Here is a 25,365-nt window from a genome sequence, read left to right on the forward strand (position 1 = left end):
ACCTCTAGACCTCTTCCGGCAGCTCGCCCACCCGGTTCTCCCACTTCGTGGACAGCACGATGGTGGTACGGGTCCTGGAGACGCCCTTCGTGCCGCTGAGCCGTCGGATGATCCTCTCCAGGCCGTCCACGTCGCTCGCCCGCACCTTGAGCATGAACGAGTCGTCGCCCGCGATGAACCAGCAGTCCTCGATCTCGGTGAGGTCCTTCAGCCGGCGGGCCACGTCCTCGTGGTCGGCCGCGTCGGAGAGCGAGATGCCGATCAGGGCGATGACGCCGAGGCCGAGGCTGGCGGCGTTCACGGTGGCGCGATAGCCGGTGATGACACCGGCCGCCTCCAGCCGGTTGATGCGGTCGGTGACGCTGGGTCCCGACAGACCGACGAGGCGTCCCAGCTCCGCGTAGGAGGCCCGGCCGTTCTCCCTCAGGGCCTGGATGAGCTGCCTGTCCACCGCGTCCATGCGATCGAAGCCTTCCGCTGAAGAGGTCTGATGAAGTGGTCTGACGAGGTCTGGAGAGTTCTTGAAGTACCCGGAGTGAAGAGTGCTGTCGGTACCGCCTGATGCGGGCCGCTCAGACCGGCCGGGAGCCGCCGCCGAGTTCGCCCTTCCAGCGACGGTAGAGCCCGTGTCCGACCCCCGCCGCGTCGAGGACCCGTCCGGCGACGAAGTCCACGAGATCCTGAATGTGCGTCGCCCCCGCGTAGAAGGCGGGCGAGGCGGGCACCACACTGGCTCCGGCGTCGTCCAGCGCCACGAGGTGCCTGAGCGTCTGCCCGTTCAGCGGGGCCTCGCGCACGGCGACGACGAGAGGCCGCCGCTCCTTGAGCGTCACGCTCGCCGCCCGCTGCAACAGGTCCTTCGACAGCCCGAGGGCGACCCCGGCGACGCAGGCCGTGGACGCGGGCACGATCAGCATGCCCTTCGCCGGATACGACCCCGAGGACGGCCCCGCGGCCAGGTCCCCCGCACCCCAGTACCGCACCCCGTCGACGTCCGCGTCGAACGACCCCGGCTTCCCGTCGGCCCCCCGTGACAGCCACTCCCGCAGATCGTCCCGCCAGTGCGCGTCCCGGAAGGAGATCCCCGTCTCGTCGAGCAGCGTGAGCCGGGAGGCCCGGCTGACGACCAGGTCGACGCTCTCGCCCGCCTCCAGGAGCGCACGCAGCACGGCGGCGGCGTACGGCGTACCGGATGCTCCCGACACCCCCACGATCCAAGGTGCGCGCTGCGTTTCTCCTGCGTTCACATCTTGAGCCTACCGGCGGCCCGAACGGCACTCAGGACCGGCCGCCCGCCTTCGGGCCGACGGGGAGGCGGGCGGTGGCGATCACCGGCCCGCCTCACGGTTCAGGGACCGCACCGTCTTCAGACAGTGAGCCCGCGCACCAGCAGATCCAGGAGTGCGCACACGAACAGGGCAATGCCGATGAAGCCGTTGACCGAGAAGAAGGCCCTGTTCAGGCGGGACAGGTCGTGCGGTCGCACGATGGTGTGCTCGTAGAGGAACGCGCCCGCGACGATCACCAGGCCCAGCCAGAAGAACGCGCCCGCGCCCGTCGCCAGCGCGTACCAGACGAACAGCGCCGTCGTGATCGTGTGGCAGACCCGTGCTCCGCGGATCGCCGCCGGGATGCCGAAGCGCGCCGGGACCGACATGACGCCGATCGCGCGGTCGGTCTCGACGTCCTGGCAGGCGTAGATCAGGTCGAAGCCGCCGATCCAGATGCCGACGGCGAGACCGAGGATCACCGCGTCCCAGGACCAGGAACCGGAGATCGCCAGCCAGCCGCCGATCGGGCCCATCGCCTGGGCGAGGCCGAGGATGGCCTGCGGGAAGTTCGTGAACCGCTTGCCGTAGGGGTAGACCACCATCGGGATCACCGCGATGGGGGCGAGGGCGAGGCAGAGGGGGTTGAGCAGGGCCGCCGCGCCGAGGAAGACGACCAGGGCGATCAGGGCGCCCGTCCAGGCGTGCTTCACCGACATCGCGCCGGTGACCAGCTCGCGCTGCGCCGTCCGCGGGTTACGGGCGTCGATCTCGCGGTCGATGATCCGGTTGACGGCCATCGCGAAGGTGCGCAGGCCGACCATCGCCAGGGTGACGAGGAACAGCCGGCCCCAGTGGATGTTCTCGTCCCACTCGAACATCGCGGTCAACGCGGCGGTGTACGCGAACGGCAGGGCGAAGACGGAGTGCTCGATCATCACCAGGCGCAGGAACGCCTTGGTGCGCCCCGGCTGCGGGATCGCGGCGGCAGCTGAACTCACAGTCCGCACTCCGGATCACCCCCGCGGAGGCGGGGAAACCCCGTCTCCGCACTGCCGGCCATCACCATGTCACTAGCCTTCACAGCCCGTACTCCTTCCACCGCTTCGTGACCCGTTCGTGGGTCTCCGGGTCGGACAGCACCATCTCCGGCCACCCGCCATCGCGCGTGTAGCCCTCCTCGGGCCACTTCCTCGTCGCGTCGATGCCCGCCTTGCCGCCCCAGAACTGCTGGTAGGAGGCGTGGTCGAGATGGTCGACGGGACCTTCGACGACCGTGAGGTCACGGGCGTAGTCCGTGTTGCCGAGAGCCCGCCAGGCGACCTCGTGCAGATCGTGCACGTCGCAGTCGGAGTCGACGACCACGATCAGCTTGGTCAGGGACATCATGTGCGCGCCCCAGACCGCGTGCATCACCTTCTGGGCGTGCTTGGGGTACTTCTTGTCGATCGAGACGATCGCACAGTTGTGGAAACCGCCGGCTTCGGGAAGGTGGTAGTCCACGATGTCCGGGACGATGATCTTCAGGAGCGGGAGGAAGAAGCGCTCCGTCGCCCGGCCCAGCGGTCCGTCCTCCGTCGGGGGGCGCCCTACGACGATCGACTGGAGCAGCGGCCGCTTCCGCATCGTCACGCAGTCGATCTTCAGGGCCGGGAAGGGCTCCTGCGGGGTGTAGAAGCCGGTGTGGTCGCCGAAGGGGCCCTCGGGGAGCATCTCGCCGGGCTCCAGCCAGCCCTCGAGGACGACCTCCGCCTGCGCCGGGACCTGGAGCGGGACCGTCTTGCAGTCGACCATCTCGATCCGTTTGCCCGCGATGAACCCGGCGAAGAGGTACTCGTCGATGTCACCGGGGAGGGGGGCCGTGGAGGCGTACGTCACGGCCGGCGGGCAGCCGAAGGCGATCGCGACCGGCAGCCGCTCCCCCCGCCGCGCCGCCACCTGGTAGTGGTTGCGGCTGTCCTTGTGGATCTGCCAGTGCATGCCGATGGTGCGCTTGTCGTGGCGCTGGAGGCGGTACAACCCCAGATTGCGGATCCCGCTCTCCGGGTCCTTGGTGTGGGTGAGCCCCAGGTTGAAGAAGGAGCCGCCGTCCTGCGGCCAGGTGAAGAGCGCGGGCAGCTGGTCGAGGTCGACGTCGTCGCCGTGCAGCACGACCTCCTGCACCGGCGCGCTGTCGGACTTCACCTTCTTCGGCGGTACGTGCGTCATCGCGCCGAGCTTCCCGAACGCCTCGCGCACCCCGACGAACCCGTGCGGCAGCTCGGGCCGGAGCAGGCCGCCGATCTTGTCGGAGATCTCGCCGTACGACTTCAGGCCGAGCGCCTTGAGCAGCCGGCGGTCGGTGCCGAAGACGTTCATCGCGAGGGGCATGGCGGAGCCCTTCACGTTCTCGAAGAGCAGCGCCGGGCCGCCCGCCTTCTGCACCCGGTCGACGATCTCCCCGACCTCCAGATATGGGTCGACCTCGGCCTTGATGCGCTTGAGGTCTCCCTCGCGCTCCAGGGCCCTGAGCAGAGAGCGAAGATCGTCGTAAGCCATGCGGTCCAGTATCCGGTACGGGCTACTCTGGGCCCGTCACCGGGGCCGCCCCGTGCCCCGTCGCCGTCTTCTGGGGGATCGCACCACCATGCTCAGGTATCTGCCTCTCCTGCTGGTCCTGGCGCTGTGGATCTACGCCTTCATCGACTGCCTGAACACGCCCGAGGAGCAGGTGCGCGGGCTGCCGAAGGTGATCTGGGTGATCGTCATCCTGCTCTTCGGCGAGGTACTGGTCGGCCCGGTCGCCTGGCTGATCGCCGGCAAGGTGCGCCCCGCCCCCGGGACCGGCCCCACGCGGTTCGTCGCGCCCGACGACAACCCCGAGTTCCTGAAGTCCCTGAACCCGGACGACAAGGGGAACACGGGGAACAAGGAGAAGAAGGACGACGCCGGCTGATGGAACTGCGGCTGCTGGTCACCTTCGAGAAGGTCGCGACCGTCCTTCTTCTCTGAACCCTTGCCCTGCGAGCCCTTGTTCTTTGAATCCTCCCCTTCCTGAGGGAGGGGATTCCTGGCTCAGGCGGCGGGCCAGTGGGGCGTCCTGCCGATGGGCGTATCGGCCGCGCCGATACCCCGGGTGCCTACAGGTTGTACGCCGGTGAGGCTCCCGAAGCGGACAATGCGCCTCTGGGCCCGGGCAGGCGGAAACCGGACACTTACCTCGCATGACGACAGCTCCCGCCAGCTCAGCCACCACGTCCGCCCCCGGGTACGGCGACAAGGTCATCGCCGTCGAGACGGCGGGCTCGGAACCGATCCCCGACGCCGAACGGCACGGCAGCCCGCTCCAGTTGCTGTGGACGTGGGCCTCCCCGAACATCGAGTTCGCGACCGTCTACATCGGCGTGATCTCGGTGCTCTTCTTCGGCCTGAACTTCTGGCAGGCGACGGCCGCGATCGTCCTCGGGACCGCGATCGGCGGGCTCACCCAGGGGGTGCTGTCCCTGGACGGGCCGCGGTTCGGCGTCCCACAGATGGTGATCGGCCGGTTCTCCTTCGGCCACAAGGGCAATCTGCTGCCGTCCGGCGTCAACGCGCTGGTGGCGGGCGTGGGCTGGTTCGCGGTCAACAGCGTCAGCGCGGCCTTCGCGCTGAACACCCTGACGGGTCTGCGGCCGCTCCCCTCCCTGCTGCTCGTGGTGGTGGCGGAGATCCTGATCGGCTTCATCGGCCACAATTTCGTGCACGTCTTCGAGAAGTACGCGTTCCCCGCACTCGCGGTGGTCTTCCTGCTGGCCGGCGTGTGGACCTTCAAGGACGCGGACCTCGGCGGGGGCGGCACGGGCGGCGGCATCGGCGGCTTCCTGCTGGCGTTCAGCACGGCCTGGGGGTACGCGGCGGGCTGGAATCCGTACGCCTCGGACTACTCGCGCTACCTGCCGCGCACGGCGAACCGCTTCAGGACGGTCCTCTACCCGGCGGTCGGCCTGTTCGTCTCGGTCGCGGTGGTCGCGGTCATCGGGGCGGCCTCGGCGACGATCGCTGCCCCGCAGGACGCCACCCCGACGGCCGCCTTCACCGGTCACCTGCCGGCCTGGCTGGGCGACCTCGTACTGCTCGCCATCATCCTCGGCGCGGTCTCCGCGAACGCCCTGAACATCTACTCCTCGGCCATCTCGGTCACCTCGCTCGGCCTGAAGCTGCCGGACCGGCTGGGCCGCAGCGTGCTGGTCGTGCTGTCCGGGATCGTGGGTACGGCGGCGGCGTGGGCGTCCCTGTCGGACGCGGGGTCGGCGTACGAGGCGTTCCTGCTGGTGATCGCGTACTGGGTGGGGCCGTGGCTGGGCGTGGTGCTGGTGGAGCGGTGGTTCCGGGGGCGCACGGCGGCGGACGAGGAGCTGGCGCGCCGACTGGGCGACCGTTCGTCCACCAACTGGCCGGGACTCGCCGCCCTGTTGATCGGCGTGGCGGTGTCCGTCCCGCTCTTCTCCAACCAGGAGAAGTACGTCGGCTGGGTGCCGGAGCACTGGCCCGCCTTCGGCGACATCACCTGCCTGGTCGGCTTCGCGGTGAGCGCGGGGCTGTACGCGGCGCTGGGGAAGCGCCAGGACCTGTCCTAGCCGTGTCCCGGCACGCGCAACGGCACCCGGCCTGGCAGGCGGGTGCCGTTGCGCGTGCCGGTACAGGCCTAGTCGGCCATGGACGCGGCGTAGGACGACAGGGCCGGCGCGAGCTGCACTCCGGGTGCCAGGCCGAGGGCGACGAGAGCGTCGGGCAGGCCGTATCCGACGCGGGCCCCTTCCGCCGTGCCCGGGACGGCCAACTGGCGGCAGCTGGCCGCGACGATCTCGAACAGATGCCGCACCCGGCCGGGTCCGCGGGGCAGCAGCTGGCCATGGAAGTCCTCGTGGTGGGCGAGCACGAGAGCGGCGAGGCCTGCGAGGTGGGCCGAGGCCGTGCTGGTGCCGTCGAGGGCCGCGTATCCGCCGTCCGGCGTGCACGACATGACCGCCACGCCGGGGGCGACCGCGTCGATACCGGGGCCGTGACAGCTGAACGGCGCCACGAACAACCCTTCCGGTGTCAGCTGGGGCCCCGAATGGGTGGCCTGGGAGGTGTCCTGCGGGTACGTGCCGAAGACTCCCAGCGCGCCCACGGCGAACACGGTGGGCAGCGAGCCCGGGAAGGCGACCCGCCCGCCGGTGTCGCCCGCCGGGGCGACGCAGGCGATGCCCGCGGCGTTGGCGTCGGCGAGTTTGCGTGAGACCAGCGCCGACGAGTACGGGGTGGCCACCGCGATGTGGGCGATGTCGACCTCGCGGTCGATGCAGTGGTCCAGAGCGGTGATGAGGTCGCTGAAATGCCCGTCGGGCATTACCTGGCAGACCTCGATCTCGGCGTCGACCGCGATTCCGATGATGCCCTTGCCGGTGTCCGCCCCGGCGATGACGCCCGCCGCGTGGGTACCGCTGCCCACCGTGTCGTGGCTCCATCCGTCGTCCGTGCCGCGCACGAGATCGACCCCGCAGCTCACCCGGTCCTTCAGATCGGGGTGCTCGGCGCTGACCCCCGAACCGATGAGCGCGACCCTGACGCCGAAGGCACGGAACGTGGGCGGCAGCCGGTCCAGCCGCATCGCCTGCTGCCCCCAGCCGTACTGCTGCCGCTTCTCCAGCTCCGGGTACACCTGGACCAGAGGGGTGAGGGTGACGAGGTTCTCCCGGGTCGTCGACAGGTCGGGGCGTCGGATCCAGCGGTCCGTGTAACCGCCCCTGGGCCGGACGTACATGGCCTGAACGGACTGTGCGGTCTCCGTCGCCAGCGTGACGGTGACCTTGCCGTCGGCCCCGGTGACGCCCTGGGCCGGCCAGGTCGCCCCGATCAGGAACACCCCCGCGCCGGCCAGCGGCTCGCCGTCCGGGCCGCAGACGCGCAACGAGATGTCCACGGGTTCTTCCAGGGGCAGCACCAGCCCCGGATCGCGGAGGGGCAGATTCCCCGCGGCCGGCGCGGCGGTGGGCCCGGTTCCGGCCAGCGGCAGGTCCGGCTCGATGTGCAGGTGCAGCGACCGCATCGCCGGTACCTGGGCCTCGGCCGCCTCGACGACCGCGACTTCCGGGCAGGAGGGGGACAGCCCGCCCGACTGGAGCTTCTCGGACGGCCGGAGCCTGCGGATCACTTTGACCTCGGGCATCTGCTCCAGCCGGTCGCACACCGCGTCCATGCCGAGTTCGGGTACTCCCGGTGGGAGCAGATGCTGCGGCAGCGATGTCACCAAGTACCGTTCCCGGCGCGGCTGCACCGTGAGTGATGACAGGGCGCCCTCCTTGCGCGGTCCCGTCTGTCCGCCCTCGGGTCCCCGCCCACCTGCCCCCGCACCATGGGACGCGCTCTCGCGGTTGTTTGCGGGCCTTTCCTTCACCATTACGTCCACCTTCACCACGCCTACCTCGTAATTTGTGCTCCCGATCCGGCGACGGGCGGCCGGCACTGCCACCGTGACCCCGCGCTTCCACGGTGATGCGGTGTGCCCGGGAACTCCGGGCACACCGCATCACGCGCCGAAAGGTCAGCCGATACCGAAGGGCTGACCCATCTGGCCGTAGCCGTAGCCGGACTGCTGGTACTGCGGGAACTGCTGGCCGTACGACTGCTGGCCGTACCCGCCGCTCCACGGCTGCTGGCCCTGGATGCCCTGCTGGCCCTGCTGGCTCTGCTGGAGCAGCGTCACGATCGCGGTCGGCAGCGCCTGCTGCACGGACTGCTCCACGGCGGAGCGGACGCCCGTGTGCAGGGTGTGGTGCAGCGCGAGCGCGAGGTACGGGTGGGCCTGGTGGGCCATGCCCTGCTGCTGGAGCTGCTGCTGGACCTGGTGGATCTGCTGAAGCGTCTGCTGCATCCGCTGCGCGATCTGCTGGCTGGCCTGCTGACACGCCTGCTGGATCGCCTGCTGGACCACCTGCCCGATCTGCTGCTGCGGGCCGCCGATCTGCTGACCGAACTGCTGCAGGGGTTGGGTACCGGTCATCACCGACATGAATGCTCCGTTCGATGGCAAGACGAGAAGGTCGACATAAGGGATTTATGTGACCTATCGGGAGAATTCCGACGTGATGAAGCTAAGTTGGCGCCGCTCCGGCCGCAATCGGAGGGCCGCCTTCGGGGACGGGGCGGGGGGCGCGCCTGGGCCCTTCGGGGACGGGGCGGGGGCGCGCCTGGGGCCTTCGTCGCGTTGCGACGCGTCAGTGGGGACACCGCCGGACGCGTGGTGCGGCAGCCGGCCGAAGACCCGGATACGCGCGGCGGTCGTGGCCCGCGGCCGCCCGGCGAAACGCTGACGGCCCGCACCAGAGCCATGCTGGAAGGTGCGGGCCGCCTCTACGACTACCTCGACGAACTCGACTGCCTCACCGCAGCCGCGACGACGACAGGATCGACAGCAGATGCGCCGGAACCATCACCCAGGTGATGACGGCGAGCGCGCCGAGCGCCCAGCGCGTCGGCTCGATCCCGCCGGTGGCCGCGTCCGCGATCGCCGCGACCAGGAGCACCAGGGACGCCTCGATGCCGTTCGTGACCCGGTGGATCTTGAAGGCGGCGGCGAGCCGGCGCACGGTCGCCACGCCCTGCGAGCGCGGCCGGGTCGCCTCGTCGTCGGCGACGGTCAGTCCGCGCCGGGCGCGTGCGACGTCCACCAGGTCGGTGGATGCCTTCAGCAGGACGACGCCGAGGGCGGTGGCGATACCGACCGACAGCCAGCCGCCGAATCCCGACTCGGCCGCCCGGTACCCGCCCCCCGCCAGCAGCGCCGCGTCCGCGAGATAGGCGCCGAGGCGGTCGACGTAGATGCCGGTCGCACTGTTCTGGCCCTTCCAGCGGGCGACCTCGCCGTCCACGCAGTCGAAGAGCAGGAAGAGCTGCATCAGGACGACCGCGAGGACGGCGCCGGTCAGGCCCGGGATCATCAGCGCGGCACCGGAGGCGACCCCGCACACGACCATCGTCCAGGTCAGCTGGTCCGGGGTGACCGGGGTGCGCACCAGCTGCCGGGTCAGCCGCAGCGAGATCCTGCGCATGTACAGCCGGCCCGCCCAGTGCTCGCCGTTGCGGCTCGCCAGCTTGGCCTGCGGCTGGACGACCTCGCGCAGCTCCTCCAGAACCGGAGCAGCAACCATGAACTTTCCTCCCGACCGGGGCCCAACTGCCGCTCACGCGGCGATGATCGGGCCAGGGTACAGACCGGGTTTCCGCTGCCTTTACCGAGGGCACGCTCGGCGGCCACGGTCACGCCACCGCCCGTATCCCGCCCGCCGCGACCGCCCCCGTTCCCCGCACCACCCGGTGCGCGCAGGCTGCCGCGAGCAGCTCCCCCAGCAGGTCGGGATCGTCGATCTCCAGCCCGAGGAGTGACTCGATGCGCTCCAGGCGCTGGTAGAGCGACTGCCGGCCGATGTGCAGCAGGGCGGCCGTCCGGGTCGGCGAGCAGCCGTGCCGCAGGTGCACCTCCAGGGTGCGTACGAGGTCGCTGGCGTGGGCCGCCTCCCACGAGAGCAGCGGTCCCAGCGCTTGCTGCACCAGCCGGGCGAGCCGTTCCCGGTTGGCGTCGACGCCGCCGCGGGTCAGCTCCCGCTCCAGCGCGAAGGCGCGGGCGGACGTCACCAACGGGCCGTCGAGTACGCCGGGTTCGGCGGCCGGGACGGTCAGGGCGAGCTCCAGCGTCGTACGGGCCGCGCGCAGCGTGTCGCTCCAGCGCAGCCAGCCGCTGCCGACGGCGACGGCGTGGCCGATCGCGACGGTGAGGCCGGGTCCGGCGGCCGTCCGGAAGGCCTCCTGGACCGCCCGGACGGGGTCGCCGGGGCGGGACTCGGCCGCCGGCAGCGCGAGCAGCGCCAGTACGTCCCCGGGGAACGCGGCCCGCAGCGCGCCGGCCCCGCCGAGCAGCCGTGCCGCCCGGTCCACGGCGCCGACCTCGCGTGTGCCGTGCAGGGACACCCCGACCAGGCGTGCGCCGGGGCCCGGGTGGAACCCGGCGAGGGCCGCCCGGGCCTCCACCTCGGGCTGGTTGAGGGCCTGCCGGTCGGCGAGGTCGGCGAGGAGCGCCGCGGTGTGGTCGTCGCCCCAGGGCCGTACCGTCGACCGCCCGGACAGGCCGCGGGCCACGATCGCCCGGTTGGCGGCCTCCGTGATCCGTACGAAGGGCACGACCCGGCGCAGGGCCAGCAGCGGCAGGCCGAGCCGGTCTGCCTCGTCGGTCACCTCGTCCGGCATGCTCGGCAGGGCCCGGCCCACCTCCACCGCGAGCCCGGCCGCGCCGCGCGCCGCCAGTTCGCGCACATAGCGCCGCCGGGTGTCCTCGTCCGCGTCGGTGAGCCCGAAGCCGTTGGTGAGGAGCAGTTCGCCGCCGTCGAGGAAGTTGGCGCCTTCGTAGACCTCACTGGAGTGGACCCAGCGCACCGGGCGGTCCAGGGCGCCGACCCCGGCCAGCAGCTCGGGCTCGGCGGCCCGGACGGGGTCGAGGGCCAGGACTTCACGGAGGGTGAGCGCGGGCACGGTGGCCTCCAGGGTGCGGACAGTTCGTCCGGTGGCGGGTTGCCCGGAGAGTACTTTCCGCACGTTGCCCTCGTGTTTCGGCCACAGCAGAGTGAAGGCATGGATCAGGCACAGGCACGCACATGGCTCGCCACCGCCGTCGCCGAGGCACGCGCCGGACTCGCCGAGGGCGGTATCCCGATCGGTGCCGCGCTCTACGGCGCCGACGGCCGGCTGCTGGGCCGCGGCCACAACCGGCGCGTCCAGGACGGCGATCCCTCGATGCACGCGGAGACGGCGGCCTTCCGGGCCGCGGGGCGGCAGCGGTCGTACCGCGGAACGACCATGGTGACGACCCTCTCGCCGTGCTGGTACTGCAGCGGTCTGGTCCGCCAGTTCGGCATCTCCCGCGTGATCGTCGGCGAGGCGGCCACCTTCCACGGCGGCCACGACTGGCTGGCGGAGCACGGCGTGGAGATCGTGCTCCTGGACGATCCGGAGTGCGTCGAGCTGATGCGTGACTTCATCAAGAACAACCCGGCCCTGTGGAACGAGGACATCGGTGAGTGAGCCCGCTACCCCCCGCATCCCGACCATTGATCTGCGGCCGTGGCTGACCGGTGACCCGGCGGCCCGCGGGGAGATCGCCCGCACCGTCGACCAGGCCCTCCAGACCGCCGGATTCCTCCTGATCACCGGGCACGGCGTGGACCCCGGCCTGCGCTCCCGCATCCGGGCTGCGGCCCGCGCCTTCTTCGCTCTGCCCGACGCGACCAAGCAGCACTACGAGGCGAAGGTCGGCGGCCGGGGCTGGCTCGGCCCCGGCGCCGAGGCCAACGGCTACTCGGAGGGCACCGAGACCCCGCCGGACCTGAAGGAGTCGCTGACATTCGCGACCCACGAACCCTTCGAGGACCCGGTCGTCAACGCGGAGTGGTACGCGCCCAACGTGTGGCCGGAAGAGGTGCCCGAGCTGCGGACGCTGTGCGAGGAGTACCTGGAGCGGATGGGCGAGCTGGAGAACCACCTCCTCGCCCTCCTCGGCGAGGCCCTGGGCCTCGAACCGGACTTCTTCACCCGGCACATGGACCACCCGACGTACGGCTTCAACATCAACTGGTACCCGGGGACCGAGGTGACCGGCGCGCCCCAGCCGGGGCAGTTCCGCATCGGCCCGCACACCGACTTCGGGACGGTCACCATCCTCGACCGGCAGGCCGGCAAGGGCGGACTCCAGGTCTGGACGGACGAGGGCGGCTGGGAGGACGCGCCCCACGACCCGGACGCCTTCACCATCAACATCGGTGACCTGATGGCCCGTTGGACCGGCGACCGCTGGCGTTCCGGCCGCCACCGCGTCCTGCCGCCCCCGGCCGACGCACCCACCGAGGAGCTGATGTCGCTGGTCTACTTCGGCGAGTGCACTCCGGGGACGCTCGTCGAGTCGGTTCCGGCGCCGGTGGGGCGAGTGGCGTACGAGGCCGTGGACTCGCACGTCTACCTGCGGGAGAAGCTGGACTCGATCACCGTGGACTGACCACTGTCGACCGATGACCCGACAGTTTCGTAACACAACGGACACCACGCGATCTAGTCCGATCCAACTCCCCCTTTCTACACTGGTGTTGTTACACGTGTTGATACACCTCACAGCAGCACAACGAGATCCGGACCGCTCGGGGGAGATGCGGTGCACAGAGGGCTGCACGGGCGTGGTGCCTTGTTCGACAGCGAGCCCGCGGGTCTCGTTCCGCGGCTCGTCGGGCTGCGCCCGTACGAGCTGCGTGCCGTGGACGCCAAGGACGTCGCGGACGCCGGGGAGCTGCCGTTCGTGGTGCTCTGCGGCGGGCGCGGGCTGGGCAAGAGCGCGGTGCTGGCCGAACTGCGGGAGGCCTACCAGGAGGAGACCCGCAAGGACGAGCGGCTCCGGCACACGCCGCTGGCGCTGATCGACTGCGAGAGCGAGGAGTTCGCCCGGCCCTGGCCGGAGCAGACCGCCGAGACCTGGTCGCCGGTGTCGCACGCGCTGCTCGTGCTCGCCGAGCAGCTCGGCGAACGGGTCAAGCACGCCGGGAAGATCGCCTTCCCGCGGCTGCTCGCGGGCCTGGTCGCCGTCCACGCACCCGACTGGCGCGACGCCGAGGCGGACCGCATCCGGCGGGAGCTCAGGCGGATCCTGCTGCTGAACGACGGCGGCCCGGGGTTCGGCCACTTCGCCGGCCGGATGGCGGGCCGGGTGGTGGCCAAGGTGATCGCGGCGGCCGCGGGCCAGGACCCGTTCCTGTCCGCGACCATCGAGGCGACCCTGGAGTCGGTCTCCGAGGGGTTCGGCAGCCGCAAGCAGCAGAAACCGTCCCTCTGGTACCGCACCTATCCGAACGCGGGCGGCAACGCCACCCGTGGACTCATCCTGCTCTCCCAGCACTTCCGGGCGGACGGCCCCTCCCGCGAGCACGCCGAGCGGTATTTGGTGCGGGCGCTGCTCGCCGATCTCACCGAGGCCTACGCGGGCATCGGCTCGCGCCTCAGACGCCTGGGCCGCCCGCTCGTCCTGCTCGACAACGCGCACGCCGGACCGGGCCCGGGCCTGATCGGGCCGGTCCTGCGCGATCGCGCCGAGGGGTTCGCCGACGAGGTGGTCTTCGTCGCCACCGTGCGCGGCCCCGATCTCCCGGCCGTGCGCGGCACCCTCCGGCACGAACTCGCCGAAGTGGCCCGGCGCTTCGACTGGCGCGCTGACACCTCACCCGCGTCCCGCGCGCTGCTGGTGTCGCTGCCCCCGCTGTCCCCGGACGACACGCTGCACATCGTCGGCGCCGTCTGCGAGGACGTCGAGGTCCCGCCCCGGCTTCCGCACGCCACCCACCGGCTGACCGGCGGCAACCCCCTGGGCATCACGCTGCTCGCCGCGTCCGCCGCCCAACACCCGCAGGAGGCCGCCTCACTGGGCCGGCTGCTCACCGCGCCGGTCACCCTGCGTGAGGACCAGACCGACGACGGCCGCCCCACCCGCGACGAACTCCTGGAACAGCTCGTCCCGTCCGACCGGCTGGAGGAGCTGACCGTGCTGGCCGCCGCCCACGACCACGAGTCGGCGTGTGCCCTGGCCGACGCCCAACTGCCGGACGACTTCGGCTCGGTCGGCGTACGCACCCTGGAGGCCCGCCTCGCCGAGGAGGGACTGCCCGCCGCGCCGGGCCACTTCGTGGGCGATCCGTTCGTCCGCACCCTGCTGCTGCTCCGGCTGCACCACCAGCACGCGGACCACGGCAAATGGCGCGACGTGCACGAGACGCTGATCCGGCACTACACCGACGAGGACGACGACCCGGCCCGCGCCCGCTACCGCCTCCACCACGAACTCGCCCTGGGGGACACCCAGGGAGCGGTGGCGTACCTGCGCGACACCTTCCACTCCCTCGACACCCGGACCTGGCTGGACACGCTCCGCTTCCTCACCTCGGCGCCGTACTTCCACGCGCACGACGATGCGGGCCGCGACTTCGCGGGCCCGGACGACCGGCGGGCGGCGATCGCTCTCGACCGCTCGGGCACCCGGCAGCAGCCGCCGGAGGGCGTGGACCCGCTGCTGCACCAGCGCGTACGGCGGCTGCTGCACGCGGTCTGGCAGCTCACCGATCCGCTGGTGCTGCCCGACGCCCGGGTGTGCGACCGGCTCCAGTTCGAGCTGCTCCAGCTGTCGGACATGCCGGAGACGGGCGGCGCGCTGTTGTGGCAGGCCTCGCAGGACTGGCCGCGGGACGCGCTCGCCGGGCGGCCGCTGCGCACTCCGGACGGTGACGAGTCCGACGACCGGGACGGGGAGACGTGATGGCGCGCAGGGGAAGAGGCCTGGTGGCGTGGGTGCGCGAGATCCTGGCGATCCCGCTCTACCGCTGCCTGGCCCTGCTGCTGACGGCAGGGGTGGTGGCCGGGCTGTACTTCGGGATCACCGCCCTCACCCGCACCGACCGCTCGTGCGCGAGGGGCGTCGTACGCCCCGAGGGCAGCGCGGAGTGCGTCGGGGTGTCGGCGACGACGTACGACTTCGGGCACGCCCAGTTCGCTGACACCATCAAGGCGATCAACCGCGAGAACGACTCCCTGAAGTCTGGCAGTTACGTCACCGTCGCGCTGCTGGAGCCGTTCACGGCGACCGACGCCGACAACCTGGCGGACGTGCAGCACGAGCTTCAGGGCGCGTATCTGGCGCAGTACCAGGCCAACCATGCCTCCAACGGACAGAACCCGGCGATCCGGCTGGTGCTCGCCAACCCCGGGGCCACCGGCGAGCACTGGCAGTACACGATCGACGAGCTGGAGCGGATGACGAAGGGCGCGGACCGGCTGCGGGCGGTCACCGGGGTCGGCATGAGCACGGAGAACAACAAGAAGGCCGTGGCGGAGCTGACCCGGCGCGGGATCCCGGTGATCGGCAGCTCCATCACCGCCGACGACCTGGCCAACGGCCAGAACGGCACGGACCCCTTCCCGGGCCTGGCCCGGGTCTCCCCGACCAACACGGACGAGGCCCGCGCACTGGCCTCCTTCGCCAAGGTGACGGCGGGCAAGGCGCTGCTGGTGTACGACAAGCCGGGCGACCCGTACACGCGGACGCTGCAGAAGTCGTTCGCGAAGCTGATCGAGGGCTCGCCGTACGAGCCGCAGCCCTTCACCCCGCCGGCCGACCGCAGCAAGGAGGGCACGACGGCCAACACCTTCCGCCAGATCACGCACCTCGTCTGCGACACGTCACCGGGCACGGACACGATCCTGTTCGCGGGCCGGCACACCCAGCTGCGGCAATTCATCAACGCACTGGGCGGACGCGGCTGCCAGAACCGCGAGTTCACGGTGCTGACGGGCGACGAGGGCTCGTACCTCACCGGCGACAAGGACCTCGACCGGGACGCCCTCAAGCACAACCTTTCGGTGCGCTACACCGCCCTCGCCCACCCCGACGCCTGGACGACGGACCCCGTGGCGACCGGCGGCTCGGCGAAGGACGCACAGGTCCTGGACCGGCTGCTGGCGAGCAGCGAGCGGGAGCCGATCGGACCCATCGGCACGATCGGCCTGGCCGACGGCCAGCTGATCATCGCCTACGACGCCATGCAGCTGGCCGTCCACGGCATCCGCGAGGCCACCCCCGACGGCGAGGTGGTCCCGCCCCTCGCCGACGTCGGCCTGCAGTGGCCGCAGGTCAAGGGCTCACTGCGGGTGACCGGGGCGAGCGGCTGGATCTGCCTGGACGTCCACGGCAACCCGTACGACAAGGCCGTACCGATCGTGGAACTCACCCCGGACGGCCGCTCCCGCTTCGTGAAGATCGCCTGGCCGGAAGGAAAGCCGCCGGGGAAGGAGTGCCTGCCGCCGTCCTGACACGGCAACCGCTAAGCGGCACCACCCGACCGCTCGAGTCGTCCGATCAGCCGTTCGAATCGAGCCCGCCAGCGCGGCTCGGACTCGCCCTCCCCCCGGAACTCGTGCGTGAACCGCAGTACGGCAGCCTCGTCCCCGTCCCGCTCCAGATGGAAGCGGATCCGGCCGCCGCCCTCCACCGTGTACTCGGCGACCCGGTCCACGTCCCACGCGGTGACCTGCCCGCTGCCCAGCTCACGCAGGGTGACCGCGCCGCCGAGCCGCGGCTCGAGGACCTCGGCCTCGGTGAACCAGCCGGCGAGCCCCTCCTGGGTGGCCAGCGCCGGCCAGACCTTCTCCATGGGCCGGGGAAGCCGCACCAGGAAGTGCAGGATGTGCGTGTGCCCGTGGGTCAGGCTGGTGCCTTGCTCGATGGAACCGGTCATGCCACCAGCCTGACCCTTCGGGAGGGGTTCCGCACTGTTGCCCTTGACGGCGGTTGAGCGCGTTCTGGGGTGCATGAGTGGGTGCCCCTTCTGTGGCGTGCCCGGGCCACGGAAGAGAACTGGAGTTCTTGCATCGAATGCGTGACCTTTGTGCACGGTGGTCGTTGAGTGCGGTGACGGGGTGTTTCGAGCCGGGCGGGGGTGATGGGGTGGGCGGATTGCGGGAGGTGGCGGCGCCGTTCGTGGTGCCCGGGCCGTCCGGCGTGGCGATCCGTGACCGACTCAAGGGGCTCACCGCCCGGGACGAGGAGGTGCTGCGGCTGGTCGGCGGCCACCTCGGCTCCCTGGCCTCCCGGGATCTGAAGGCGCGGTGTGCGGTAGGGCTGGACCACGACAGCGACCGGTGGGCCGAGCGTAAGCGGGATCTGACCGGTCAGTCCTCGTCGCGGTGGGCGGGCAGCATCACGAAGGCCACGCATGATCAGTGGGCGCTGGCAAGGCGCGGCCAGGCCGCGCACCTCCAGAACCTGGAGGCCGGGATCGACACGATCCGGCACCGACTGTTGCTCCCGGTCGGGGCGAAGGGCTCGAAGCGGGCTCCGGGCGGCTACCGCAACACGAGCGAGTGGTTCGCCAAGACCCGCCGCCTGCACGTGCTGGAGAACCGGCTGGAGCAGGAGCGCGCCGACCGGGAGGCCGGGCGGGTGCGCGTGGTACGGGGCGGCAAACGGCTGCTCACCACCCGGCGCCACCTGGAGCAGGCCCAGCTCACCGAGGCAGAGTGGCGTCGCCGGTGGGAAGCCTCGCGCCGCTTCCTCCAAGCCGACGGCGAGTCCGGCAAGCGGTACGGCAACGAGACGATCCGCGTCAGCCCCGGCGGCGAGGTCAGCATCAGGCTCCCCGCCCCGCTGGCCCACCTCGCCAACACCCCGCACGGGCGGTACATGCTCGCCGCCCGCGTTTCGTTCCCGCACCGGGGCGAGCAGTGGCGCGACCGCGTGCAGGCGAACCGGGCGGTGGCCTACCGCATCCACGAAGCCACCGACAGGGACCGCTGGTACCTGACTGCCTCGTGGACGATCCCCCTGGTCCAGACCGTGCCCCTGGCCACCGCCCAGGCGAGCGGTCTGGTCGGTGTGGACACCAACGCCGATCACTTGGCCGCCTGGCGGCTGGACGCGCACGGCAACCCGGTCGGCTCCCCGCTCCGGTTCGACTACGACCTGACCGGCAGCTCACAACACCGGGATGCGCAGGTGCGCCACGCCCTCATCCGCCTCCTGCACTGGGCCGCCCGGCATGGCCTCGCGATCGCGGTCGAGGACCTGGACTTCAGCGCCGAGACCACCCGGGAGAAGCACGGCCGCCGCAAACGCTTCCGCCACCTGATCTCCGGCATGCCCGTGGCCCGGCTGCGGGCCCGGCTGGCATCCATGGCCGCCGAACTCGGCATCCCCCTGGTCGCCGTCGACCCCGCCTACACCTCCAAGTGGGGCGCCCAGCACTGGCAGAAACCCCTCAGCGGCACCAAACGCAAGACCACGCGGCACGACGCGGCCGCCGTGGCGATCGGCAGGCGCGCCCTGGGGCACCCGATCCGGCGACGGACGACACCGCCCCGTACCCACCAGAGCGATGGGTACGGGCATCGGACCGTCCAGGCCGGACCGGGCGCCTCGGGGCGTGAGGGACCCCGCCCCCGCATCCCCGGACCACGGACACGATCCGTCGGCGCCGGAAGCGGAGCGAACGCGGGCAACCAGAACACCCAACACCGTTCGGGGTGTTCGGCTGAGCATGAGACCTGGCAACAGGACTCGCTCCCGCTCAGTCTCTAGGAACGGTTCCGCACGGCGCGTGAGTCTTCTTGTCGAAGATCCACTCGTCGATGGTCGGGTTGTCGGGGTCCTTGCGCGCGATCGCGACCCCGTGCCGCCCGGCGGCGTCGGCGGCGTCCGGCACGAGCGTCACTCCGGGAATCCGCGCGACCGCGCGGTAGAACGCCGCGCGCTGCTCGGCCGGCACGATGGCGTCCCGGATCAGGTCGCCGACCAGCACGAACGTGGCCTGGTCGGTCTGCTGGCCGCTGTACTTCGGGGCGGTCGTGCGTAGCCAGTCGTACATCTCGTCCGGGTCGGTGGGCAGCGTGGCCAGGTGCTTGTAGTTGGTGGACACCTCGTAGCCGGGCTGAGCCTGGGGATCGCTGGCCCACTGGCCCCGGCCCGTCTCCCGCAGCAGCCCCTTGCGGGTGCCGTCCACCGACTGCCAGCTCTCCAGCTGGTGCAGCGGCGGGATCTTCGTCTTCTTGCCGTCCTGGTACTGCGCGTACGACACCTTGCTGTCCACGTACACGAACTGGTCGTCGCGGATCTCGCCGTAGGACGGCTCCTGCTCGGCCGCCAGGGCGATGTCCTCCAACAGGGCCACGGTGGCCTTGGTGGGCGGCTGGGCCTTCGCATCGGCGCCGCCGGACGACGGCAGGACGACGAAGGTGACGGCGACCGCACCGTCCCCACCGGCACCCCGAGCGCCTCCGCGGCGGCCTGGTAGTCCAGCCCGGACCACACGCACAGCGCCAGCACCTCACGCTCGACCCGACGCAGCTTCGCCAGGGCCGTCTGCACGAGGGCCAGTCGGTCGGTGTCGTCGAGGCGCGCGGCGACCTCGTCGGCGAAGTCGCGTACGGTCTCGTCGCGCGGGAGGCGGGCGACGGCCGCCGCGTGTTCTCGGGCGGCGCGGCGGGTGTTGCGCGCGACGTTGGTGGCGATGCCGAGCAGCCAGGGGCGCAGTGAACCGCCCTCCTCGTCGAGCCGGTCCCGAAGCCGCCAGGCGTCCAGGAACGTCAGCGAGACGACGTCCTCCGCCGTGCTCCACTCCCCCGTCAGGCGGTAGGCATGGTTGTAGACGGAGCGTGCGTACGCGTCGAAGAGGTCGCCGAAGGCGTCGTGGTCCCCCGCGCGGACGCGCTTCCGCAGATTCGTCTCCACTCCCCTTGCCCGTCCGTACGACGAAGGCCGGTTCCCGTGACATGGGTCAGGGGAACCGGCCTCGACGGTGAGCTCGTTACACGCCCGCGTAGGAGTGCTTGCCGGAGACGAAGATGTTCACGCCGTAGTAGTTGAACAGCCAGCAGCCGAAGGCGATCAGCGCGATGTACGCGGCCTTGCGGCCCTTCCAGCCGGCCGTGGCGCGGGCGTGCAGGTAGCAGGCGTAGGCGACCCAGGTGATGAAGGCCCAGGTCTCCTTGGGGTCCCAGCCCCAGTAGCGGCCCCACGCGTCGCCCGCCCAGATCGCGCCCGCGATGATCGTGAACGTCCACAGCGGGAAGACGGCCGCGTTGACGCGGTAGGAGAACTTGTCGAGCGAGGACGAGGCGGGCAGCCGCTCCAGGAACGAGGTCGCGAAACGGCCGGGCTTGCCGCCGCTCGCCAGCTTGTTCTCGTAGGAGTCCTTGAAGAGGTAGAGGATCGTGCCGACCGCGCCGACGTAGAAGACCGCGCCGCACAGGATCGCCGTGGAGACGTGGATGTACAGCCAGTACGAGTGGAGGGCGGGAACCAACTGGTCGCTGGCGGTGTACAAGACAGTGACGGCGACACCGAGGTCGAGGAGGACCGTGGTGATCAGGAACAGGCCGAGCCAGCGGACGTTCTTCTTCAGCGCGAGCAGCGTGAGGTACACACCGACGGCGACGGTGGAGAAGGTGATGTTGAACTCGTACATGTTGCCCCACGGCGCCCGCTGCACCGAGGCGGCGCGGGCGATCACGCCGGCCAGCTCGACGAGGAAGGCGACCACGGTGAGCGAGATGGCGATACGCCCGTAGAGGTCGCCCTGCTCGTCACCGCCGTGCGCGCCCGGCCCGTCGGGCACGTCGCGGGAGCCGGTCGCGGCCCGCACGACGACCTTCGGCCGCTCCAGTACGGCGGTGCCGCCGGCGTTCTTCACGGTGACGGCCGGTGCCTTCTTCGCCGCCGGCGTGGAGGTCAGCGCGGCGGCGGTGCGGCCGACCTTGCTGCGGCTGCCGAAGAGCCATTCGGCGATGTACGCGAAAAAGGCCAGGGTGTAGACGGCCATCGCGGAGTAGATCAGCGTGTTGCTGATGTTCGCGAGGTGTTCGTTGGTCGCGGTGGCCAACTCGGTTGTGGCGGCGAGAGTCAATTCGGCTCAGCCCCTTCGGCAGGTACGACTTGGGGGTCGGGTTTGGGGGAATCTGAGGGGTCGTCGTCAGGGTCGGGAGCCCCGGGGGCCTGGTCGTACAGGATCCCGGCGAGGTCGCCGAGCTCCTCGGGTACCTTGGCGGACTCGCTGCGGCCGAGCCCGGCCATCTCGACGACGGTCACGCCGTCCGCGCCCTTCACCGCCCGCACCCACACCCGGCGGCGCTGGATGAACAGGGAGCCGGCGAGACCGAAGATCGCGGCGACCGCGCCGCCGAGCGCCCAGCCGCTGCCGGGCTGCTGCGTGACCTGGAAGTTCGCCCACTGCTTGGTGCCCTCGTAGGTGATCGAGCCGGCGTCGTTCGGGAGGGTCATGGTCTGACCGGGCTTCAGGTTCTTCCTCAGCTGCTCGCCCTTGGAGTCCTTGAACCCCTTCATGTGCGTCTTGTCGAGCTGGTACACGCTCTGCGGGATGCCCGAGTCGACGCCGAGGTCGCCGTGGAACGCCTCCAGGTTGAGCACCGGGTTCAGCAGCGCCGGGAACTGCGAGGACACCGAGGCGCCCCCGCCGTAGGTCGGCAGGAAGAACGCCTGGAAGCCGAGCTGTTCGGAGACGCCCTTGGGGTTCTTGTAGCCGTCCATGACCTTGACCACGCCGGAGGAGCTGACGTTGGAGTCCAGCGGCAGCAGCGGTACGGCGTTGTGGAAGACGACATTGCCCTTGCCGTCCTTGACGGTCACGACGGGGGCGTAGCCGTGGGCGGTGAGGTAGACCTTCGAGCCGCCGATCTCCAGCGGTTCGTTGACCTTGACGGTGGTCTTCTTCTCCTTGCCGTAGGCGCCCTTGCTGTAGGTGATGGCCGCCTGGTAGGTGCGCGGAGTGCCCTTGTTGGGGCCGGTGAGCTCGTAGGTGCCGGTGAACTTGTCCAGGACGAAGCTGAACGGCTCCAGGTCGTCGGTGCCGAAGAGATTGCCGGACTTGAAGTCGTCGTAGGAGATCAGCGTGTTGGAGAAGCCGTCGCCCTCGACGATCAGCTTGTTGCCCTCGGACTTGAACAGCTGGCCCCAGGCGAAGGCGGTCAGCATCACGATCAGCGCGATGTGGAAGGCGAGGTTGCCGACCTCCCGCAGATATCCCTTCTCGGCTGCGACGGCGTCATCAGCGAGGTGGGCGCGGAAGCGGCGCTTCTTCAGCAGGGCGAGCGCGGCCTCGCGGACCTGCTCGGGCTCGGCCTCGGTGCGCCAGGTCGTGTACGCGGGCAGCCGGGTCAGCCGCTTGGGCGCGCGCGGCGGGCGGCCGCGCAACTGGCCCACGAACTGCCAGGTGCGGGGCACGATGCAGCCGATGAGCGAGACGAACAGCAGGATGTAGATCGCGGAGAACCACACCGAGCTGTAGACGTGGAAGAGGCCGAGCTTGTCGTAGACGCTCGCGAGGGTCTCGTGGGCGTCGCGGAAGTCGGCGACCTTCGTCGCGTCGGTCCCGGACTGCGGGATCAGCGAGCCGGGGATCGCGCCGAGCGCCAGCAGCAGGAGCAGCAGCAGCGCGACCCGCATGGAGGTCAGCTGCCGCCAGAACCAGCGGGCCCAGCCGATGACGCCCATGCCGGGCAGGTTGGCCGACGACTCCTGGGGCGCGGTCGACAGCTGGGAGCCGGCGGCACTCAGGTCCTGGTCGTCCGGGGCGGCCTGGGGCTCACCAGTCGGCGTGCCGGTTGTCGTCTTGCTCATCGATCAGATCCCCACAGTGAAGCCGTTGGACCAGGACTGCATGTCCTGCACCAGGTGGTCCCAGGCACCGGTCAGCAGCAGCACACCGGTCACGATCATCATGGTGCCGCCGATGCGCATCACCCAGGTGTAGTGGCGCTTGACCCAGCCGAAGGCGCCGAGCGCCTTGCGGAAGGCGACCGCGGCGAGCACGAAGGGCACACCGAGGCCGAGGCAGTAGGCGACGGTCAGTATGGCACCGCGGCCCGCGCTCGACTGCTGGGAGGAGAGCGCCAGCACGGAGGCGAGAGTCGGGCCGATGCAGGGCGTCCAGCCGATGCCGAACAGCGCACCCAGCAGGGGGGCACCGATCAGTCCGGTCACGGGCCGCTTGTGGAAGCGGAACTCCCGCTGGGTGAGCCAGGGCATCAGCCCCATGAAGAAGACACCCATGAGGATCATGAGCGCGCCGAGCACCTTGGACAGGACGCCCCGCTGGCTCTGGAGCGTGTCACCGAAATAGCCGAACAGCGCTCCGCTGGAGACGAACACGGCGGTGAAGCCGAGCACGAAGAGGGAGGCGCCCGCGACCATCCGTCCGCGCCTGGCCTCGGCCAGGTCGGTGCCGGTGACGCCGGTGACATAGGACAGATAGCCGGGGACGAGCGGCAGGACGCACGGGGAGAAGAAGGAGACGAGTCCGCCGAGCAGCGCGATGGGCAGGGCGACGAGCAGGGCGCCGTTGAGCACCGTCTGGTTCGGGTCCGTCGCCGCGGCGAGCATGGACACTCCGGTCACGTCACTTCTCCGCGAGGACCGGGGAGATCATCTTGCGCAGCTTCTCCTCGCTGAGCGCGGACAGCGAGCGGGCGGCGATCTTCCCGTCCCGGTCGAGTACGAGCGTGGAGGGGATCGCCTGCGGGTTGAGGGTGCCCTTGCCGAAGCGGAGCATCAGCTTGCCCGTCGGGTCGTACAGGCTCTGGTAGCTGACGCCGTACTGCTTCTCGAAGGCGCGCGCGGGACTGGTGCTGGTGTCGCGGGTGTTGATTCCGACGAACTGCACGCCCTGCCCCTTGAGGTCCTGGAAGACCTTCTCGAAGTCAGGCGCCTCGGCGCGGCACGGCGGGCACCAGGAGCCCCACACGTTCAGGACGACGATCTTGCCCTTGTAGTCGGCGACGTCGAGCTGCTTGCCGTCGACGGTCTTGCCGGACAGGTCGGGTGCGGCGGCCCGCTCCCCCTTGTCGGCGGTCGCGATGCCGTCCTTGCCCATGACGAAGTTGGTGTTGCCGCCTCCGCCGGACGTGCCCCCGGAGCTGCACGCGGACAGCAGCAGCGCGGCCACGGCGGCACCGACGGTGGTCAGGGCGGCGCGGCGCGAGCGGATCCAGGTCGTCGAGCACAGGGGGGCGCTGCTGGCGGCACTCATGTGAAAAGTTTCGCATGCCCGTTCCGAGGATCTTGCGCACCCCCCTTGTGGGCGGAAACCCGCATTTCAGGCGGCGTCCTGGGAGGCCGTGGCGGTCGCGGAGGCGGCCGTGGTGTCCTTCAGGAACTCCTTCCAGCCGCCGGTCGGCTGCTGACCGACCTCCAGCGTGCGCAGCTTGGCGACCACTTCCGGCCGCTGCACATCGAGCCAGTCCGCGAACTGCCGGAAGGAGACCAGCCGTACGTCCGCGCCCTTCTCCTTCTCCTTCTCCTGCGCGATGTGCTTGAACGCCTGCTCCACGGCGTCCATGTAGATGCCGCCGTTCCACTGCTCGAAGTGGTTGCCGATGAAGAAGGGTGCACGGTTTGTCTCGTATGCCCGCTGAAAGCCAGTTATGTATGCCTGGGCGGCCTGCTGTCGCCAGCCCGGGTAGTTGTAGGCGGGCGCCTTGGTGGAGTTGATCGACTGGTTGGCGAGGATGTTGTAGTCCATCGAGAGGACCTCGAACCGGTGTCCGGGGAAAGGAATCTGCTGCAACGGCAGGTCCCAGATCCCCTGCCGCTTCTCGGGCCAGATCTGCCGGCCGCCGGGCGAGGAGGCGTCGTAGCGCCAGCCGAGCTCGCGGGCGGCGGGCAGCAGGTTGTCCTGGCCGAGGAGGCAGGGCGTACGGCCGCCGACGAGTTCCTTGTCGTAGTCGAAGGGCAGGGCCGGCAGATCGGTCCACCCGGTGTTGGTCCGCCACTCCTTCACGAACGCCTTCGCCTGCGCGATCTCGCTCTTCCACTGCTGCGGGGTCCAGTTGCCGACCGTGCCGTAGCCGCCGCAGAAGTGGCCGTTGAAGTGGGTGCCGATCTCGTGGCCCTCGAGCCAGGCGCGGCGGACGTTGGTGAGCGTGGCCCTGACGTGGTCGTCGTTGAGGTAGCCGATGTCGGAGGCGCCGCGCGGGTTGTTGGGCGGGTCGTAGAGCCGCTTCTTCGACTCGGGCAGCAGATACAGCCCGGAGAGGAAGAAGGTCATGCTCGCGCCGTGCTCCTTGGCGAGGTCCAGGAAGCGCGGGAAGAGCCCGTTGCCGACCTCACCGGCCCCGTCCCAGGAGAAGATCACGAACTGTGGCGGCTCCTGGCCGGGCTCCAGCGGCTCGGGTCGGGCGGGCTGGTGCGGCTGCTTGCCGGTGAAGGAGGTCGAGCCGTCTCCGAGGGGGCGGGCGGTGTGGGTCGGACCACCACCGGGCTTTCGGGAACCGCCGGCGTGGGTCGAACTGTCCGATGGTGTGAGGGTGCCGCACCCCGCGAGTCCGACGGCGGCCGCGGCGCCCGCGCCGAGACCGAGTGCTCCCCTACGTGTCAGAGTGGGCATCGCATTCCCGTTCGTCGCGTTCTCTGGTGGTCACCCATTCAGAGGACGCGACGAACGAGGAGGTTCCCCGCGATCACACCGGTCCCGCAACAAATGTCACGAGCGTGTCATAGAGCCCCGTGGACCGC

Annotated in this window: 22 protein-coding genes and 1 pseudogene; 7 read left to right on the forward strand and 16 right to left on the reverse strand. The window is 70.6% G+C overall.

Annotation, left to right across the window (positions count from 1 at the left end):
* Positions 1 to 4: 4 nt before the first annotated feature.
* From ACFY16_RS36990 to ACFY16_RS37005, 4 genes are all read right to left on the reverse strand, one after another.
* Positions 5 to 460: an Lrp/AsnC family transcriptional regulator gene (locus ACFY16_RS36990; RefSeq protein WP_390651601.1), complete on the reverse strand. Its 456-nt coding sequence runs from the start codon at positions 458 to 460 to the stop codon at positions 5 to 7.
* 112 nt (positions 461 to 572) lie between these two features.
* Complete coding sequence (locus ACFY16_RS36995) at positions 573 to 1,247, reverse strand: UbiX family flavin prenyltransferase (protein ID WP_390651602.1); 675 nt, start codon at positions 1,245 to 1,247, stop codon at positions 573 to 575.
* Between the two features lie 119 nt (positions 1,248 to 1,366).
* Entirely contained in the window at positions 1,367 to 2,269 is a 903-nt protein-coding gene (mqnP, locus tag ACFY16_RS37000; protein WP_390651603.1) for a menaquinone biosynthesis prenyltransferase MqnP, read from the reverse strand.
* A 79-nt stretch (positions 2,270 to 2,348) separates the two neighbouring features.
* Positions 2,349 to 3,806, reverse strand: a complete 1,458-nt coding sequence (locus tag ACFY16_RS37005; protein WP_390651604.1) for a menaquinone biosynthesis decarboxylase — start codon at positions 3,804 to 3,806, stop codon at positions 2,349 to 2,351.
* Between the two features lie 88 nt (positions 3,807 to 3,894).
* On the opposite strand from ACFY16_RS37005, the gene ACFY16_RS37010 reads away from it, so the two are divergent.
* Complete coding sequence (locus ACFY16_RS37010; RefSeq protein ID WP_390651605.1) at positions 3,895 to 4,203, forward strand: PLD nuclease N-terminal domain-containing protein; 309 nt, start codon at positions 3,895 to 3,897, stop codon at positions 4,201 to 4,203.
* Positions 4,204 to 4,471: 268 nt separating this feature from the next.
* Positions 4,472 to 5,866, forward strand: a complete 1,395-nt coding sequence (locus tag ACFY16_RS37015) for a purine-cytosine permease family protein (RefSeq protein WP_390651606.1) — start codon at positions 4,472 to 4,474, stop codon at positions 5,864 to 5,866.
* Positions 5,867 to 5,934: 68 nt separating this feature from the next.
* Here ACFY16_RS37015 and ACFY16_RS37020 read toward each other — a convergent pair whose 3' ends face one another.
* The 4 genes from ACFY16_RS37020 to ACFY16_RS37035 form a co-directional block, all read right to left on the reverse strand.
* On the reverse strand, positions 5,935 to 7,521 hold the full coding sequence (locus ACFY16_RS37020; RefSeq protein WP_390651607.1) for a S8 family serine peptidase: 1,587 nt from the start codon (positions 7,519 to 7,521) through the stop codon (positions 5,935 to 5,937).
* A gap of 294 nt (positions 7,522 to 7,815) precedes the next feature.
* Positions 7,816 to 8,274: a hypothetical protein gene (locus tag ACFY16_RS37025; RefSeq protein WP_390651608.1), complete on the reverse strand. Its 459-nt coding sequence runs from the start codon at positions 8,272 to 8,274 to the stop codon at positions 7,816 to 7,818.
* Between the two features lie 379 nt (positions 8,275 to 8,653).
* Positions 8,654 to 9,421, reverse strand: coding sequence for a CDP-alcohol phosphatidyltransferase family protein (locus ACFY16_RS37030; protein WP_390651609.1), 768 nt, complete (start codon positions 9,419 to 9,421; stop codon positions 8,654 to 8,656).
* Positions 9,422 to 9,530: 109 nt separating this feature from the next.
* Positions 9,531 to 10,796, reverse strand: coding sequence for a PucR family transcriptional regulator (locus ACFY16_RS37035; protein ID WP_390651610.1), 1,266 nt, complete (start codon positions 10,794 to 10,796; stop codon positions 9,531 to 9,533).
* A 99-nt stretch (positions 10,797 to 10,895) separates the two neighbouring features.
* On the opposite strand from ACFY16_RS37035, the gene ACFY16_RS37040 reads away from it, so the two are divergent.
* The 4 genes from ACFY16_RS37040 to ACFY16_RS37055 all read left to right on the forward strand — a co-directional run bounded on the left by ACFY16_RS37040 (position 10,896) and on the right by ACFY16_RS37055 (position 16,157).
* Positions 10,896 to 11,345: a nucleoside deaminase gene (locus ACFY16_RS37040; RefSeq protein WP_355508071.1), complete on the forward strand. Its 450-nt coding sequence runs from the start codon at positions 10,896 to 10,898 to the stop codon at positions 11,343 to 11,345.
* Positions 11,338 to 12,312, forward strand: a complete 975-nt coding sequence (locus tag ACFY16_RS37045) for an isopenicillin N synthase family dioxygenase (RefSeq protein WP_390651611.1) — start codon at positions 11,338 to 11,340, stop codon at positions 12,310 to 12,312. Before ACFY16_RS37040 ends, ACFY16_RS37045 begins: the two co-directional genes overlap by 8 nt.
* Positions 12,313 to 12,465: 153 nt before the next feature.
* Complete coding sequence (locus ACFY16_RS37050; protein WP_390651612.1) at positions 12,466 to 14,607, forward strand: hypothetical protein; 2,142 nt, start codon at positions 12,466 to 12,468, stop codon at positions 14,605 to 14,607.
* Positions 14,607 to 16,157: a hypothetical protein gene (locus tag ACFY16_RS37055; RefSeq protein WP_390651613.1), complete on the forward strand. Its 1,551-nt coding sequence runs from the start codon at positions 14,607 to 14,609 to the stop codon at positions 16,155 to 16,157. The genes ACFY16_RS37050 and ACFY16_RS37055 overlap by 1 nt, the downstream gene beginning before the upstream one ends.
* An 11-nt stretch (positions 16,158 to 16,168) precedes the next feature.
* On the opposite strand, the gene ACFY16_RS37060 is transcribed toward ACFY16_RS37055, so the two are convergent.
* Positions 16,169 to 16,582, reverse strand: a complete 414-nt coding sequence (locus ACFY16_RS37060) for an SRPBCC domain-containing protein (protein ID WP_390651614.1) — start codon at positions 16,580 to 16,582, stop codon at positions 16,169 to 16,171.
* A gap of 209 nt (positions 16,583 to 16,791) precedes the next feature.
* On the opposite strand from ACFY16_RS37060, the gene ACFY16_RS37065 reads away from it, so the two are divergent.
* On the forward strand, positions 16,792 to 18,420 hold the full coding sequence (locus ACFY16_RS37065; protein WP_390651615.1) for an IS200/IS605 family accessory protein TnpB-related protein: 1,629 nt from the start codon (positions 16,792 to 16,794) through the stop codon (positions 18,418 to 18,420).
* On the opposite strand, the gene ACFY16_RS37070 is transcribed toward ACFY16_RS37065, so the two are convergent.
* From ACFY16_RS37070 to ACFY16_RS37100, 7 genes and pseudogenes are all read right to left on the reverse strand, one after another.
* On the reverse strand, positions 18,410 to 19,153 hold the full coding sequence (locus tag ACFY16_RS37070; RefSeq protein ID WP_390651616.1) for a CU044_5270 family protein: 744 nt from the start codon (positions 19,151 to 19,153) through the stop codon (positions 18,410 to 18,412). The genes ACFY16_RS37065 and ACFY16_RS37070 overlap by 11 nt on opposite strands.
* Positions 19,081 to 19,557: pseudogene (locus ACFY16_RS37075) on the reverse strand (RNA polymerase sigma factor); the annotation flags it as partial. The gene ACFY16_RS37070 and the pseudogene ACFY16_RS37075, both read right to left, overlap by 73 nt.
* A gap of 88 nt (positions 19,558 to 19,645) precedes the next feature.
* Entirely contained in the window at positions 19,646 to 20,743 is a 1,098-nt protein-coding gene (ccsB, locus tag ACFY16_RS37080) for a c-type cytochrome biogenesis protein CcsB (protein ID WP_390651617.1), read from the reverse strand.
* Positions 20,740 to 22,473, reverse strand: a complete 1,734-nt coding sequence (locus ACFY16_RS37085) for a cytochrome c biogenesis protein ResB (RefSeq protein WP_390651618.1) — start codon at positions 22,471 to 22,473, stop codon at positions 20,740 to 20,742. Before ACFY16_RS37085 ends, ccsB begins: the two co-directional genes overlap by 4 nt.
* A gap of 3 nt (positions 22,474 to 22,476) precedes the next feature.
* Complete coding sequence (locus tag ACFY16_RS37090; RefSeq protein ID WP_390651673.1) at positions 22,477 to 23,235, reverse strand: cytochrome c biogenesis CcdA family protein; 759 nt, start codon at positions 23,233 to 23,235, stop codon at positions 22,477 to 22,479.
* Positions 23,236 to 23,251: 16 nt separating this feature from the next.
* A complete protein-coding gene (locus ACFY16_RS37095) occupies positions 23,252 to 23,881 on the reverse strand; it encodes a TlpA family protein disulfide reductase (protein ID WP_390651619.1) in 630 nt (209 codons plus the stop codon).
* 66 nt (positions 23,882 to 23,947) lie between these two features.
* Positions 23,948 to 25,237: a hypothetical protein gene (locus tag ACFY16_RS37100; RefSeq protein WP_390651620.1), complete on the reverse strand. Its 1,290-nt coding sequence runs from the start codon at positions 25,235 to 25,237 to the stop codon at positions 23,948 to 23,950.
* Between the last annotated feature and the right edge of the window lie 128 nt (positions 25,238 to 25,365).

The organism is Streptomyces sp. NPDC001315, from assembly GCF_042896175.1.
Lineage (GTDB): Bacteria > Actinomycetota > Actinomycetes > Streptomycetales > Streptomycetaceae > Streptomyces.

Excerpts from the sequence above, each read along its gene's own strand:
- ACFY16_RS37030 (WP_390651609.1), bottom strand. The coding sequence starts at position 9,421 with ATGGTTGCTGCTCCGGTTCTGGAGGAGCTGCGCGAGGTCGTCCAGCCG.
- ACFY16_RS37040 (WP_355508071.1), top strand. The coding sequence starts at position 10,896 with ATGGATCAGGCACAGGCACGCACATGGCTCGCCACCGCCGTCGCCGAG.
- ACFY16_RS37090 (WP_390651673.1), bottom strand. The coding sequence starts at position 23,235 with ATGCTCGCCGCGGCGACGGACCCGAACCAGACGGTGCTCAACGGCGCC.
- ACFY16_RS37095 (WP_390651619.1), bottom strand. The coding sequence starts at position 23,881 with ATGAGTGCCGCCAGCAGCGCCCCCCTGTGCTCGACGACCTGGATCCGC.
- ACFY16_RS37010 (WP_390651605.1), top strand. The coding sequence starts at position 3,895 with ATGCTCAGGTATCTGCCTCTCCTGCTGGTCCTGGCGCTGTGGATCTAC.
- ACFY16_RS37060 (WP_390651614.1), bottom strand. The coding sequence starts at position 16,582 with ATGACCGGTTCCATCGAGCAAGGCACCAGCCTGACCCACGGGCACACG.
- ACFY16_RS37085 (WP_390651618.1), bottom strand. The coding sequence starts at position 22,473 with ATGAGCAAGACGACAACCGGCACGCCGACTGGTGAGCCCCAGGCCGCC.
- ACFY16_RS37025 (WP_390651608.1), bottom strand. The coding sequence starts at position 8,274 with ATGACCGGTACCCAACCCCTGCAGCAGTTCGGTCAGCAGATCGGCGGC.
- ACFY16_RS36990 (WP_390651601.1), bottom strand. The coding sequence starts at position 460 with ATGGACGCGGTGGACAGGCAGCTCATCCAGGCCCTGAGGGAGAACGGC.
- ACFY16_RS37100 (WP_390651620.1), bottom strand. The coding sequence starts at position 25,237 with ATGCCCACTCTGACACGTAGGGGAGCACTCGGTCTCGGCGCGGGCGCC.
- ACFY16_RS37005 (WP_390651604.1), bottom strand. The coding sequence starts at position 3,806 with ATGGCTTACGACGATCTTCGCTCTCTGCTCAGGGCCCTGGAGCGCGAG.
- ACFY16_RS37015 (WP_390651606.1), top strand. The coding sequence starts at position 4,472 with ATGACGACAGCTCCCGCCAGCTCAGCCACCACGTCCGCCCCCGGGTAC.
- ACFY16_RS37055 (WP_390651613.1), top strand. The coding sequence starts at position 14,607 with ATGGCGCGCAGGGGAAGAGGCCTGGTGGCGTGGGTGCGCGAGATCCTG.